Source organism: Lysinibacillus sp. GW821-FHT14F06 (assembly GCF_058803665.1).
The window spans coordinates 74,055-88,887 of sequence record NZ_JBXAPF010000012.1; the positions used below are offsets into that span (position 1 = coordinate 74,055).

General features: G+C 33.4%; 15 protein-coding genes. 11 read left to right on the forward strand and 4 right to left on the reverse strand.

Annotation, left to right across the window (positions count from 1 at the left end):
- The first annotated feature begins 265 nt into the window (after positions 1-265).
- Positions 266-517 carry a CPCC family cysteine-rich protein gene (locus tag AC1RNS_RS12815; RefSeq protein WP_492993130.1) on the forward strand — a complete coding sequence of 84 codons (252 nt, stop codon included), beginning with the start codon at positions 266-268 and terminating at the stop codon, positions 515-517.
- Positions 518-652: 135 nt separating this feature from the next.
- Here the strand turns inward: AC1RNS_RS12815 and AC1RNS_RS12820 are convergent, their stop codons facing one another.
- A complete protein-coding gene (locus AC1RNS_RS12820) occupies positions 653-853 on the reverse strand; it encodes a hypothetical protein (protein WP_492993132.1) in 201 nt (66 codons plus the stop codon).
- A 1,102-nt stretch (positions 854-1,955) separates the two neighbouring features.
- Between AC1RNS_RS12820 and AC1RNS_RS12825 the strand changes: the two genes are divergently transcribed.
- From AC1RNS_RS12825 to AC1RNS_RS12840, 4 genes are all read left to right on the forward strand, one after another.
- Entirely contained in the window at positions 1,956-2,525 is a 570-nt protein-coding gene (locus AC1RNS_RS12825; protein ID WP_492993134.1) for a zinc metalloprotease, read from the forward strand.
- A 2-nt stretch (positions 2,526-2,527) separates the two neighbouring features.
- On the forward strand, positions 2,528-3,292 hold the full coding sequence (locus tag AC1RNS_RS12830) for a hypothetical protein (RefSeq protein WP_492993136.1): 765 nt from the start codon (positions 2,528-2,530) through the stop codon (positions 3,290-3,292).
- Between the two features lie 46 nt (positions 3,293-3,338).
- Positions 3,339-3,722 (forward strand): YhfM domain-containing protein, encoded by a 384-nt coding sequence (locus AC1RNS_RS12835; protein ID WP_492993138.1) that lies wholly within the window; start codon positions 3,339-3,341, stop codon positions 3,720-3,722.
- Between the two features lie 638 nt (positions 3,723-4,360).
- On the forward strand, positions 4,361-4,762 hold the full coding sequence (locus AC1RNS_RS12840; RefSeq protein WP_492993140.1) for a topoisomerase: 402 nt from the start codon (positions 4,361-4,363) through the stop codon (positions 4,760-4,762).
- Positions 4,763-5,377: 615 nt separating this feature from the next.
- Here AC1RNS_RS12840 and AC1RNS_RS12845 read toward each other — a convergent pair.
- The 3 genes from AC1RNS_RS12845 to AC1RNS_RS12855 form a co-directional block, all read right to left on the reverse strand.
- Positions 5,378-6,532: a Ger(x)C family spore germination protein gene (locus AC1RNS_RS12845; protein ID WP_492993142.1), complete on the reverse strand. Its 1,155-nt coding sequence runs from the start codon at positions 6,530-6,532 to the stop codon at positions 5,378-5,380.
- A gap of 281 nt (positions 6,533-6,813) precedes the next feature.
- Positions 6,814-7,317, reverse strand: coding sequence for a DinB family protein (locus AC1RNS_RS12850; protein ID WP_492993144.1), 504 nt, complete (start codon positions 7,315-7,317; stop codon positions 6,814-6,816).
- A gap of 191 nt (positions 7,318-7,508) precedes the next feature.
- Positions 7,509-8,381: a DMT family transporter gene (locus tag AC1RNS_RS12855; protein WP_492993146.1), complete on the reverse strand. Its 873-nt coding sequence runs from the start codon at positions 8,379-8,381 to the stop codon at positions 7,509-7,511.
- 284 nt (positions 8,382-8,665) lie between these two features.
- On the opposite strand from AC1RNS_RS12855, the gene AC1RNS_RS12860 reads away from it, so the two are divergent.
- The 6 genes from AC1RNS_RS12860 to AC1RNS_RS12885 all read left to right on the forward strand — a co-directional run bounded on the left by AC1RNS_RS12860 (position 8,666) and on the right by AC1RNS_RS12885 (position 14,780).
- A complete protein-coding gene (locus AC1RNS_RS12860; protein WP_492993148.1) occupies positions 8,666-9,352 on the forward strand; it encodes a DUF421 domain-containing protein in 687 nt (228 codons plus the stop codon).
- A 149-nt stretch (positions 9,353-9,501) separates the two neighbouring features.
- Positions 9,502-9,657 (forward strand): hypothetical protein, encoded by a 156-nt coding sequence (locus AC1RNS_RS12865; RefSeq protein ID WP_492993229.1) that lies wholly within the window; start codon positions 9,502-9,504, stop codon positions 9,655-9,657.
- Positions 9,658-9,878: 221 nt separating this feature from the next.
- Positions 9,879-10,331: an OsmC family protein gene (locus tag AC1RNS_RS12870; RefSeq protein WP_492993150.1), complete on the forward strand. Its 453-nt coding sequence runs from the start codon at positions 9,879-9,881 to the stop codon at positions 10,329-10,331.
- 503 nt (positions 10,332-10,834) lie between these two features.
- Complete coding sequence (locus AC1RNS_RS12875) at positions 10,835-11,383, forward strand: hypothetical protein (RefSeq protein ID WP_492993152.1); 549 nt, start codon at positions 10,835-10,837, stop codon at positions 11,381-11,383.
- Between the two features lie 601 nt (positions 11,384-11,984).
- Positions 11,985-13,046 (forward strand): suppressor of fused domain protein, encoded by a 1,062-nt coding sequence (locus AC1RNS_RS12880; protein ID WP_492993154.1) that lies wholly within the window; start codon positions 11,985-11,987, stop codon positions 13,044-13,046.
- A 75-nt stretch (positions 13,047-13,121) separates the two neighbouring features.
- On the forward strand, positions 13,122-14,780 hold the full coding sequence (locus tag AC1RNS_RS12885; RefSeq protein WP_492993156.1) for a DUF6138 family protein: 1,659 nt from the start codon (positions 13,122-13,124) through the stop codon (positions 14,778-14,780).
- The last annotated feature ends 53 nt before the right edge of the window (positions 14,781-14,833 follow it).

The following is a 14,833-nucleotide window of genomic DNA, read 5'->3' on the forward strand; positions in this document are numbered from 1 at the left end:
AGTAATGGCATTATATCATATAGTTCGAAAAACAAACAATAACAAAGCAAGGGAGATATTACGATAATAAAATACAAAAAGTAGTAAAATTATCTAATGATTTTCTTGACGAAATAGGAATATTTATTCTAATATATTAGGAAATTAATGCTCTTATTCAAAGGAGAGCTGAGCGTGACTATGCAATAGTAAAAACAAAAAATAAAATTATGTATTGGTTAAAACAGATTGAACTATATGCTCCAAAATAGAAAAGGTGATAAAAATGACAATAAAAAAATGTCCGTCTTGTGGATATTTCACAGTTGAGAGTGACTTTGATATTTGTGAAGTTTGTTATTGGCAATATGATGCAGTGGCACAAGACATACCAGATAAAGTGATTGGTCCAAATAATGTTTCTTTACATCAAGCACAAGTAAATTATAAAGAATTTGGTGCGTCTGAAAAGCGATTTATAGAATCTGTTAGAGCCCCCAAAGAAGATGAGCTTCCAGAAAATAATGTGGAGTGCTAATAGCATATAAGGAGTACAGAGACTAATTCAAAATTGGTTTTATCAAACAATGACCACTGATCGTTTAATTAAGTTGTATATTACGAATCAGCAACGTAGAAGTAAATAGGGAAAATGATGACCAACAAATCTAACTTAGCCGAGTTGGTCATCTTTTTTGTATTTATTAGGATGGAATTGCCTATGTAATATATCTGCACCAATAAAAATACAAAATGTCCCTAAAATTTTTAAAAGTATATTTTTGATTAATAAAGAATCGTCAATAGTTATAACTATTAACATAAGTCCAACCGTAATAAATATTAATCCTATTAGCCCTTTAACAAACCTCATATACAATCTCCTGATTTAGTGACTTACTTTGTTGAATTTCCTCTTAAATTCTCCATACTCTATAGCAGTCATTATGGAACTTTTAGCTAAATCTATTTCCTCTTCTGAATGACTATTTCAGCAGTATTTTACTTATGTGTAGCAGCTATATTTAGATTTTAAACAATAGCCTCAGCTAGTATGTTAATTTCTTTACTGAGTTCTTCCTTTGGAACTTTATTATTCATGGTTAATATTTGGTATTCACGATTTGTAATATTGTTTGCCTCATACCTATCTAAAGTTGTAATCCAAAAAATCATCGAATTTATCTATATAAGCCTCTAAAAATTCAAAAGTTTCGGTTTTATAATATGTTAATTCTTTTTCTATATCATCTTTAGTTTCAAGTAAATTGTGTTCTTTCTTAGACTCTATTTTGTTTAATTTTGAATATTATTTACAGGTATCGGTTTTTATCTTCGCTGCAAGTAGTAAGTTAAGTAATAATGCTGCATAGCTCCTATGTATAATAATTTTTACCTCCCTTTATATTTCCATTTTAGGGAATTGAGAGTGAAAAGTACATATAAAAAAACAGACAACCTTTTTAGTTATCTGTTTCCTCATCTATACACTGTAGCAAGTCACCTAAATTCTTAACATCTAGAGCAACCATAATTTTCTCAAGTGCATCCTTTAGAAAAAGTCTTATTTTTTTCTAATCATTGTATCCCCAAGAGGGATTCCAACCACAACAACCAAAACCGTTAGAATTAACAGGGCTTTAAAAATAAAATACGCAACTTGATCGAACATCATATCTCTCCTTCTTTTCTTATTAATTCATAACTAACATTCCGAAATTATCCAATTTCTATTGAAGAATCAAACTTTTTTGTGCTTTTTATAGTATAGTTTACGTCATTACGATGTATGTATGCAGACAACACTTTTAATAATTTGTAATCTTCAACAATCGGGGGGCGATTCTGTAACAAGGAACAGCGCTCGTTTTCATTAAAGGGTCATATATTCAGTATAAAAATTCCATATTCATATAAATGTATTGATTGTAAAATTTTTCTATATTAATGTAAATAAGGTAAAAGAAGGAATTTATATGAATAAATTCAATAAGAAAACAATTATTTCTTCGTTTTTGATTGGTTTAGTTTTATTAGTTTTACCACTGCAATCTGAAGCCATAGAATATAGTGGGGGATTCCGATCAGGTATTCTAACTTATGGTGTTGGCACGGGTTCTGCTTCTCTAGCAAGTAGTGCAGCTAGTCAGTGGAATGGAATTAGCTCAAAGGTATCTCTTACATATTCAAGCGGGTCGAATCAATACGGCTCAACGGCGGATATAGTAACACATTTTGACGCTAGCGAACCACCAACATCTGGTTACATTTGCATTACATACTATTACAAATCGTGGAATGGTACATCTGCACAATCTGCAACTACTTACGATACTTGGGTAAAAGCGACTGTGCATCAATTCAAAACAGATAGTATGGACACTACTGATAAGAAGCTTAAAACATCTGTTCATGAATTTGGACATGCTCTGAGCTTGGGTCATCCAACAACAAGTATACTTTCTGTAATGCAACAAGGTGTGTCTACTTCGTATCAACCCAAAACCTATGATAAGACTAGTTTACGACAAAAATGGGGGAATTAATGATGAAAGACTTTAAAAAGTTTAGTTTAATTAGTTTGTTATCTGCTGTTTTTATAGCAGGATTAATTTATACTGCTAATAATAAATCTTCAGATGGAGAAGTTGATAGTAAACCTATAGAGATTCCGGTATCTGGAAGTTTTGAAGTTTTTCAATACAATGAATTTGTGGATGAAGCTGATGTTGTTGCTTTGGTTGAGATTAAAGATGAATTATCTGAAAATAACAGCACTGTTGTTTATCAAGAAAATACCCCACTTATTCAATATCACTATGCAACAAGGGAAGCTGAAGTTCTGGAATACTATAAAAATGATTTGGGTCTAGATTCAAATATAAAGTTTAACGAACCAGCTGCTATTACAGAAAAAAATGAATTTTTACGTGTAGATGAGTATACTCCTTTTCAAAAGAACCAAAAATATATAGTGTACCTATCAAAAAATAATGCATTAAATGAATTAAGTGTAATAAGTGGCCAACATGGATTAGTAAATATAGATGATTTTTCTGCCAACTCATACATTGACATTGCTGTAAAAAGTATTTTAAAAGCTGATGGGATTAACCTATCTCCTAACGCTATAATAGAATATGAAGCACCACAAAAAGTTAACCAACTTTCAATATCGGAAATGAAAAAAGTTACAGACGAAAATTTAGATTTACCCATCTCCTATTATTTTGATGAAAATACCGGTGTAGAACATTTAAATATTGATGGAGTTAAGTTAACAATAAATGAACCAGCCTATAGTAAGAGTTAAATTGTAAACAAGTGTTTTGTTATTAACTTATGAGATGGAGTGAATTATGAAAAAGCAAAGATTTATATGTTATATTATCACTTTAATGTTTTTAGTTAGTGCTTGTTCAAGCGAAGATAATGATAAAGTTAAAATTTATGAGATGCTAAGCTTCACCGAAACTAAAGTGGATTCGATGAAAGAGATTACTGATTCAGCAGATGTAAACATTTTATTAACTGCTTTTAAGAGTGCTAGTGAAAATATGGGTATAGCCGATATGGAATTACCCCACTATAAGGTTGATTTTGGTAACAGAGCATATTTCCTTTGGATAAATGAAGATTCTGGGATAATAATGGATGTAGAAAATACTCATATAACTTATAGTTTATCTGAGAGTTCGATCCAAAATATTAATAAAATAATTAATAGTCATTATGAAAAGTAGACTCACACTTTATTTATCATAATCTTATGTCTCATCTAACTACAAAATGTTTGATCGTGTAACAGTTACTTTTATTTATAACCGCTTTTATAGATATGGATATATATAATCAAGTATCTGTAAAGGCCTATAATTACATGCCGCGCTAAGAAACTCATAGGAGTCTCATAGCGCGGTTTAATTTGCTAAACTGAAAAAGGTAAAAGATGATGTAACAATTATTTTAGATTATTACAGACAAAAATACCAAATTTATGCAGATGAAATTTATTTACTTACAATAACGAAAGGAACCAAGAAAAGCCTGGAGCGATTATCTAAAATTTAGAGAAAAAACAAGCTTATTGCAAAATGTAGTTATAAAAAAGATTGATCATTTATAAAAAAGATTGATTAAAAATCCTGTGTTGATGTGCAGGATTTCTTTTGTTCAACAAACGGACTATATTATTGAATAACATTCTTTTATGAAATGTTACAAAATGATGCTTTGGGGAGGTTATACTTCAAATAATGACGCAGTTTAATTTAAAAATATTTTAATTCTTTCAGGAAACTTCTACCAATTAATTTCGTTTCTCTTAGTAGTGGAGAATTGTTGTAGAATATGTAATTTATTTTTGAAAGGGGGATAAGAGGTGTTTAAAAAAGTAGCTATAATTTCAGGAATTTTATTTTGTTCAATTTTGATAGTTGGGTGTAATGAAGAGCCGGAAGTGATAGTAATAGATGCTCCGAAAAACGGGGAAAATGATGCAAATTTATCATCAGAAGAATCAAATTTATTATCAAAATTAGGAGATAAAATAATAGTATCTATTACAGAACAAACGGAACTTGATAGTAATTCAATAACAATAATGTTAGGTGGTAACCCTGCTAAAGGAATTATTGATGTATCAGTAGGTTTCCCGAAGGATGCAAAAGTTGATGATACGATGATTCAACAAATAGTTGAAGATTCTATTAAGAATGTTTTTGAAACAGAATACGTAGCAATTAGCGAAGAAAATACAACAATAAAAATTGAGAGATACTAACGGAGAAGTTCTTAAAGGATACAAACAACCTTAAAAGTACAGTTACTTTATAAGATTGTGAAAAAATGGTTCAGTGATTGGGTCGCCTTAAATCTTGATTCAAAATAGGCGACTTCGGGCGACCAAAAAGTGACCAAGCAATTAAATAAATACAAATTTCTTTGGATTTAGGTGTAGCCCATTGGAAAGTCAGTGGACAAGAATGGGCTACAGCACACACTTTTGGAAATAGAAAGATTTGTTTAGATTTAGAATTTGAAAACCAAATTAATTCATATTCAAAATGAAGCGAGTGGATATTTATAAAGTACATTTTTTAAAGATTTTCACGGACTGTTGAACAACTAAAGTGGTAGTTGACTAATTATATGTAGAGAAAGAGTTAGCTTAGATAGAGGAAGATTAAACGATAAAAGGGTCACTTGACCAGAGTGACCCAAGCCAACAAACCAGAAAGTGCAAAGCTAACTTGCTTTACATTACTATTAATATGTTTAATAGCTTTTTTTATCTAGTGAATTGCCTGACAAATAGAATAAAATAAACATAGTAGAGACCTCAAAAATGAAAATAAAGCTGAGTACCTACATGTAAATAAGTACCCAGCTATTTTACCTATTCTTTAATTGTTTCATCAAACGTTTTTCGGCCTGGATTTACTTTATTGACGAAAATAGTGAGCTTACTAATAGAATCCTCAGTTAAAGGTATTTTCCCATCGCTCTCATATTTTTTCCATGCTTTAACGTTTTTACGATATAGTTTTTCAGATAAACGGAAAATGTCTATATCCTGCTTTAAACCCTCTCGATAGGTTGTTAAAATTTCTTTTTTAACTTGCTGTATAATTTTCTCTCGGATTTCATTTCCAGAAACTTTTGTTTTAAAGCCATTTACAGTAGCATTAAATTTCACATCTACTTCAAAAGTTACTTGATTATTTTTATCAATTGGTTTTACATTAAGGTCTATTTTGTCTAAATCTACTGTTAGGTAGTCTCCTTCATCATCGTCTAATTGAACGGTTACATCTCCTCGATTTTTTTTATCCTGCATCCATTGAATCCCTCTTGCAGCATTTCCGTTAAGAAAACCTTTAAATCCATCTTTTGAAAGTACCCCAACACCGGTAAAGGCAGTTTCCATAGATGGTCCATCAGTCGTACTCCAATTTCTATTGATTGAAACAAAGGGAATACTTATTTCATGGCTAGGTTCATTTAAATTGATCACTAGTGTCCGTAAATCAACAGGCTCTATCATTGTTTCTAGTTCATTTGTATACAATGGATTACTTAGTTTGGAAGCTGTAAGAGATTTGTTAAATATTGGTGTGATTAGAAGAACTTCCTCAATGGACTCTTTGGTAACGTAGGTCAATATTTGATATCTTGTCTCCCTATGCCGTAAAAAGCTGTCAATAATGGAGATGGCATTCTCATTTTTCATGGCATCCTCAGAGAAAAGAATATAAGACATATGTCCCCAGAATACTTTTTGGTCAATGGAACGATATAAGTTAAAAAAGGCTTCTTCCATCGTTTTCCCTTTAGCACGACCAATTTCTGCTTGTACACCCTGAGGAGCAGGATTCTCTGACTTGGCAACATTGGCAAAGTTAATTAATTGCATATAGATTTCATATTGATCATCTTTAAAGTCAATACCAATGCCAAGAACATAGTACATTCTTTGAGGCTCGGAAACATCCCAACAGCCAGAAAGTAGTAATGTAGCAACTAAACCTGAGAGTAAAATAATTTTTTTCATGTATTCATCCCATTTTTTGAGGTACTCATGCTTATGTGATACGTTTTTAGTTTAGACAAAAAATGTGTGGATTATAAGCGAAGAAAAGTATTGTAAGGATAGAGGGAAGAAATAAGGTTTTTTGAGTAATTGATTTCCCACATGTATTGTGAGGATTACAGAGCTAGATTTGTGGAGGGAAAGTCTTATAACAAAGAAACAAAAAAAGAATCTATTTTAAATAAAGTCAATCAAAATAGATTCAATAATTTTTGGGTTATTTGAGGATTTGTTTTGATAAACTACATTTGTGGGGCTTCCATACCAAACATTGCCCATTCCTCTTTTGCTGGACCATAAATACCAGGAACAGTTAATCCTGCCTGTCGCATAAGAACAGTTAATTGCCCCCTATGGTGACTTTGATGTTGAAGTAAAAACAGCAATAGTGACCCATTTGGCATTTGTTGACCGATGAATTCAATACATTCTTCCATTGTACGGTCAGTCCATTGTGATTTTAGTGCCTGCACAAGTGCATTGCTCGCTTGTTGATAGCTGTCTGCAATAAACTGGGCCGAGGTAGGAACAGGATAATCTTTAGCTGGTGCTTCAAACATTAAATTTGTATTGGAAGTAATGACACGGATAGCTGTAACAATATGCCAAGCAATTCGACCTAACGTCCAATTTTGTGAAGTAATTTCCTGTTGAAGTGATTCATCCGTTAGGTTATTTAGTAATTTTTTTGTGGCATTGGCTTCAAACTCCCAAGATTGCAAAAAATGGTCTACTGTTTGGAACATAAAAATCCTCCCTCTAGTTGAGCTTTATCTTTAATTATACTCTCCCTTGAATGGAATAGAATTGTATTTTTTGCAAATTTTTTATAAAAGAAATAAAGGAATGAAGAGATTCAACCAATATGAGTTGTAAATTTGAAAAGGCAGACGAGTATTATCTGCCTTTTCAATATCCTATATAAGTCAATTAATAATTATTCCTCTTTAATCACTAGAAAAACACCACTAAAAATCAACATGGTACCGAGCCAAAATGAAAGTCCAATTGTTTCATCTAACAGTAGCCAGCCTAAAAAGGTTCCGACGATTGGTTGGAAGAAAAAGAATAATCCTCCACTGGAAGCATTCATTAATTGAAGTCCCTTATTCCACAATAAAAAACCGCCAGCTGTGGAAACAATACCTAAATAAATTAATCCACCTGAAATTGTTGGCTGCAAAATACTAGATATATCTAAATATTTTAATCTAGGAACAACAACAGGCGTTAGTAAACACAAAGCCACCAAAGATGAATAAGTAGTAATAACAATCTGAGAATATTGCTGTGGGATTTTCTTCACTAATACAGACATTAGTGCCCAAGTCAATGCGGCAACTAATAAGTAAAAGCCGCCTAATTGTTGGCTAACATCAATTTGTCCATTTCCAACAATAATGCCAACGCCAATCGTTGCTAGTACAATGGAAAAACATTTTTTGAATGTTATTTTTTCTTTCAAAATAAAGCGTGCAAACAGAACCATAAAAGCAGGCGTAGTTGAAGTAATAATAGCACCCATTTGAGCAGTAGAAAGCATTGTCCCCATTTCCTGTGTGACAATCGAGATTGCATTACCAATCAGACCAACAAGGAAAATCATTAACCAATCTCTTTTAGCTATAGACCATGATTGCTTCATACAGATACCAATAGTAGCAAGTGCAATGACAGCAATCACATAACGAATCCACACAAGTTCTAAGGGTGGAACAACCTCTACTACTACTTTTACGACAACATACATTGCCCCCCAAATACTTGCTGCAAGCGATAAAAAAATGGCACCTATTATTTTACTATTCATGTTTTTTCCTCCGTTTTTCATAGAAATCTATGTCCTTAACGGAGAAAAACTCTTCTACCGTTAAGGAAGAAGAATTGTTGGTACATCCTGTTCAAATAATGGAGAAAACATCATGTAAATCAACTCCGATCTATGTACATTTTGATTTATTATAAATTAAATGAACGAGTTTGAACAGAATTTGCAAATGACAATCTATAAAAGATACTCGTTCGAGTACTTGGATTTTTTGCGTATTTTCTTCAATATTTTAAGCATCCTATGAAATAGATAGGAGTGAAAAAATGAAAGATGTAAGCTACCTACAAATAGCTATTGAAACCATTATAACCTTTTTTGTTCTTCTAGCTTTGACTCGGTTTTTAGGCAAAAAACAATTAAGTCAGCTGACTTTTTTTAATTATGTTACAGGGATAACGATAGGCTCCATTGCTGCAAACATGATTGTTCTAAGTACAAAAGATTATATGAAAGATTTACTCAGTCTTGTCATTTGGTGTTTACTCACTATACTTATTGGTTTTATCAGTCTTAAGTCAGGAAAAATTAGAGTAATCCTAGATGGTCAGCCTACAATTGTCATAAAACATGGAAGGATAGACAGAAAAGCATTAAAAAGAACAGGCATTAATATTGATGACTTAACGATGATGACTAGACAATATCAAATTTTTTCAATCGCCGAAATAGATTATGCCATTTTAGAACCTAATGGGACACTTAGTATTCTCAAAAAACCAGCGTTTCAAGGGGTACAAAAAAGAGATTTTAAAATTTATCCTACAACTCCAGCATTTATACCTATAGAAATCATTACAGATGGAAAATTATTATTGAGAAATTTATTAGAGGTTGGAAAAAGTATAGATTGGTTAAATAATGAATTAAAAAAGGCTAATATAAAAGAAATTGAAGAGGTATTTTTTGCTGAAATACAATCAGATGGAAGTTTATTTATACAGAAATTTTAGACCAGGATTCATTAATTAATTAAATTCTGGTCATTTTAATATTGGCTATAAACTACATAAATTTATTATGTTAATTCCCAAAATTATTACATATGTAACAAGTATAAAACACTCCCAAAAGGAAAAATTATAGATTGGAGGTGATTATTTTGACAGGCAAAAAGCAAGAAAAAAGAGCATTAAATCAAGAAGAATTTACAGAGGATTTGAGTCCTGATGATTTAGATGTACGTGAGGAGAATAATCTTACAAAAGAACAAAGTCAGAATTCTAATCAAGAACAATATTCCAAACAAAAAGAATAGAATAATGATTGCTTTAACAACTTGTCAAAGCATTTTTAGTCCATATGATGAAGTGACCATCAAGTTGCTTCGTCATTTTTGTATTTTAAGCTACATTAAAAGAATTGAAAATTATTAATTTTTCAAAAAATGTGTTGACTAAAGGAAAAATTACAAGTAGGATAAAGAAAAAATAGGTATTCTTATAAATTTAATAAGAATTAAAAAAGGAGAGATGTAAAATGGCAGTAACAACATTTAAGGCAAGTACATATTTAAAAGATAAAGTTTTGGTAGAGGCCAATGTAAGAGGGCATAAAATTATAATAGACGAACCAAAAGAATTAGGCGGAGACGACCAAGGTGCAAATCCTGTAGAGCTTGTTCTTTCTGCATTAGGTGCGTGTCAATCAATTGTCGCAAGAATTTACGCAAATAAATTGAAAATAGACCTAAAAAACTTTTGGGTTGAATTAGAGGGAGACCTTGATATAGATGGTTTTTTAGGGAAATCTGATGTAAGACCTGGATTTTTAACGATTCGATACACTTTTCATATAGAAACGAGTGCATCAGAAGAGAAGGTGGAAGAATTTAAAAAAATTATTGAAGCACATTGCCCAGTAGGTGATACCATTGCAAATACTGTCAATCTTGTTTCTGCAGGCATTGTCATTGAGAATACAATCGCTTAACCTTTGTGCTGAAAGATGTTGACTTCTTTGATAGATAGACCTAGACCATTTTTTATAGCTCTCGTCTCTCATTTAGGAACGAGGGCTTTTTTATTTCAAATTGAAACAGCGAAAGAGCATACATATATACCGACTTTATTCCAAAAGGAAGTCGATATCAAGGAATTAAGGAATCTTAAATAGAAAATCACTCATTCAAAAATAATGAGTGATTTTTTATTGTAATCGAGTAAAAAATATTCTGAATACCATTTGTCCTCCACATAAGCGCATAACAAAATTCATATAAATAAAAATAAAATCTATTAAAGCAAAGATAGTAGTTATAGCTAGCCTATTCTCTTGAAGAGTAAATCATGCTAAAAATTAAGAAATTCTTCAGATTCTACTAAGGAAAAATTTAAGATTACTTTTTTATACTTATAATATAAGGAAATTAACGAAACCATTTGAAGATTTAAAACGTATTGGTAGTAGTAAAGAATATTGAAGTAGGTGAGGAAATGTCATACACCATTTACATAGTACTAACAAAAACAGGTACATTATTATCGAAGGCTATCGGGATGTATACTGGAAAAGAAATGAATCATGCATCCATAGCGTTTGATGAGGAGCTTTTTGAAATGTACAGCTTTGGGCGGAGACAGCTAAATAATCCATTAAGTGGTGGTTTTTTGCGAGAAAATGCAGAAAGAGGACTATTTGAGACAGCAGATTGTGTCATCTATCGCTGCAGAGTTTCGCATTATCAATACTTAGAAATGATGAAAATCGTCCGTTATATGTATTGGAATCGTGATCGCTATAAATATAATTTTATTGGACTTTTTGGGGTGATGATGCAAAAAGAGGTACGGAGAGAGCGTGCTTATTTTTGCTCACAGTTTGTAGCAATGCTATTAAAGGTGGGAGGTTTAAAGATTTATCAAAACCCTGCTTTAATGACGCCGCATTGTATTGCTCAATTACCATATTTAGAAAAAGTATATGCTGGAAAGCTTGCAGACTACTTACATAATGTGCGAACACCAGCTATGTTGTATGGGTAAAGTTCAATAATTAAGAATGCGTAGTCTTGTTATTTCTCCTGATTCAGCGAATGTCACGGATTTTGAAGGAGCGCTTTTCGAGTGAGCATGAAAAAATCCGAAATCATTAAAATAAATTATTCTCTCAGGCAATCATTAACTTGATGATTTGCCTGAGTTTTTTATCCTGATTCAGCAGAATACTCCCACTTCTATAAGTGGCGAGATGACTGCGTTTTTTTCCTATTCGGTGAGCGTACCAACGGCCACTGAAATAGAGGAACTCAGGCTAAAATCTTCACATCCTGTGAAAACGCCTGAGTGACCAACATCGTGTTGCTGCCACTCCGTTAGCACTACGCTTTCGCACAAAAAACATCTGTTGGCCTCCTGGCGGATGTCACGGATTTTGAAGAGGAGCTTTTTGAGCGAGCTCGCAAAAAATCCAGACGCAATACGCTGGGGCGTAATGGATTAGTAATATTTACCTCGTTCAGAATGAAAATAAACCTAGATGCTGGAAAGCTGAAAATGAGTCCTATTCCTGTTAAAGAGCTACCATAAAATTGGTATCATAGAATACTAGAATAGTATGTAAACAAACACTGAGGAGGATGCGTAGATGGGTGAAGAAGTAACAGCAGTTGGTTGGGATGCGATTGATCAAGCACTATTACAGGTGTACGGTGAGCAGGAGCCAATGCATTATGGAACAATGATTCCTTATTCACTAGGTGGAGAAGATCCTTTAGATGGGATAAGTGCCTATAAAAGTGAAACACCGATTCCACATTGGCATTTTGTTACATATGGTTTCTCGGAATTATATGAAAAAGAATTTGAAAATGAGGAATACAGCGGGTATGGATTTGAATTGACATTTCGATTGGTGCGCAACGAGAACGAGGAGGAGCCACCTGCTTGGGCTTTAAATTTACTGCAAAATATGGGTAGATATGTTTTTAATAGTGGCAATGTTTTTAGAACAGGAGATTATTTGGATGCAAATGGTCCCATTTGTCTTGATGCAGATACACAATTAACTGCGCTGGCCTTCACACAAGATCCAGAGCTTGCTGAAATCGATACACCAAATGGCAAGATGGAGTTTATCCAAATGGTTGGCATTACAGAGGATGAGCTAGAAGCGATGCAGACGTGGAATACACTGGGTATGCTACAGGCGGGCATCCAACAAATACCAAGCTATATCACTGATTTAACGCGAGCTTCATTATTAGAAAATCCTCAAATTGCAGAGGCCGCTGAACAGGGAATGATGAAAGAGGGCTCCAATACTGGCTTTCTTTTTGTAGGTCAGCTGGCATGGCAAGTGGAGAAAAAGGATTGGTTTAACAAACAATCTCATGTCATCCAGCTAGGGGCCAAGCAAGCAGATGTCATTAGTAAATTACTTCGTGGACGAATTTTAAAAGACAGAAGTCTTAGCTTAGTTGGCCAGAATATAACGATTGTGTTTAAAGCGGCTGATCAAGTAGGCTATCATGAAGATGAACAGAAAATTACGATTACATTGAACAGGGCAGCGGTAGACGAGCTAAGTCAAAAGCTAGTGCCACAAGAAAGTCAATTTGAATTAACTTCTTTAGCTGGTGTCAGCTTTCAAATTTTGAAAACGCATATTAAAAATCAAAAAGGAGCGGTTGTGAAAACAATCGGATAAGATTAATCTCTCGCTAAAATTGTATGATTTTTAGCGAGAGATTTTTCTCTCAGCTTTGGAAGGGGACTGTGTGATTTGAAGCAGCATATAGAGGATTTTATAGGGGATGTATGGGAAAAACTAACTGCCGTTTATCAGCAAGAAAGTAAACGAATATGCTCTCTTAAAGATTGGAGTCGACTCCAGGCAGGCGTCTTTAACTATCTAAAAGTTTCATGGAAAAATGAAAAAAGCCATTACGGTATCATATCTATTGATGTGTATGAGCCATTTAGTTGGAGTGATAATGCCTATAAGGTGGAAGTAGGTCCATACATACAGGAATTTACAGAAATTAATCATATCGAGGAGCTTTTTTCCGTTTTATGTACAAAAATAGAGACGATTTTTCAATCAGAGCAATATGGTTCTCGATTTTTTGATTATTCTTTTCAGGTGGTGCTTGAATTTGAGCGTGATAAAACCATGGTATGTTATCAAAAGGAGTTGCTTAATGACTGCAAGTTACAGTTAATGAAACAAGAGCTAGCAATATTCATTCAAACAAAGGTTATGGCTGAGTTACCTGTACGCCCAAGTGACAATGATGAATTTTTCTTTGCGCAGCATTTGGTGAATCCTTATTTTTTTCACCAAACAGCAGATGATATTGATCCACTTATTTGTCGACTACAAGAAAAGCATCATGCCCATAAAAAGCGTTTAAACCAATGGATTTATTATTATAGTAGAGCGTTTAAACATTGGGCAGAGGAACATTTTTTAAAGCAATATTTTGAACAAACAGGAGATTACATAAAAAAATGGGGACTGAAAAGCGAGGACACTTCCAAGCAGCTTGAGCAGGAAAAACTAGATTTTTTTCTGTATGTTGCATTGAAAATCGGTCAAAAAGAACCTGCTACTCGTTTGCAATACCTTGAACTTGCTAAACAGCTCGGCTCTCAGCAGGCGGCGGATTATTTACAGCGGGGAAGTGGTCGTTATGAAAGTATGCGAAAGAGTGATATTTTCCAAGGACAAGCAAATGATATTTTGCAAAAAATTGATATACGAATAATGTCAGAGGAAGAAGCGGCATATCGCGAAGCACTCCATTATATAATAGACCTTTTACAGGAAGGCTTTCCAAAGGGCTATAAACTGACCTTAAAGACGAAAGTGAAAAATTTTCTTCCTATAAAAAAGCTAGCTAAATCAAAGCTTCATCAGTTTTTTGCGAATTGTCTTGTGTACCCCAGTCTTTTCCCATTGCTGGCTGACTATGCACAGGTAGCTATAGAGGGGTTTGCATGGTATCAGGATGTAGAGCCTAGTGAAAAATCAGCTATGCCTGGAACCTATGCGGTCTTTGGTTTAGGGCTATACAGTAATGCCTATTTCCCTCTTGTCCAAAGCTATATGACAATTGTTGATACAGAGCATCAGTCTGTGCAGAATTATTATGCAGAGGCCTTTGTAGAAGCACATGACCTATCAGTTGAGCTGATGCCTGTGTTTGTAGCTATTCTACTCGGTGCGAATGACTCCGCTAAGCCGCTTAAGAGCATTGAAATAAAGGGACAGGCCCTACTTTCAGCACTTATACAAGAGTTGGAGAATAAGGAAGATTATCAGCGGGAATTTGTTTTATACCAACTATTTGGCAATTCTAAGAAGTTGGTACAGCGTATGAAGCAAGAGTCAGCACCAATTAAATATGAGCTAGAGAAATTACTACAATGGATGAATTAATCAAAGGGAGCAAGCTGAATGGATAGCGATCAGCAAAGCCAAAGATTTTGAGA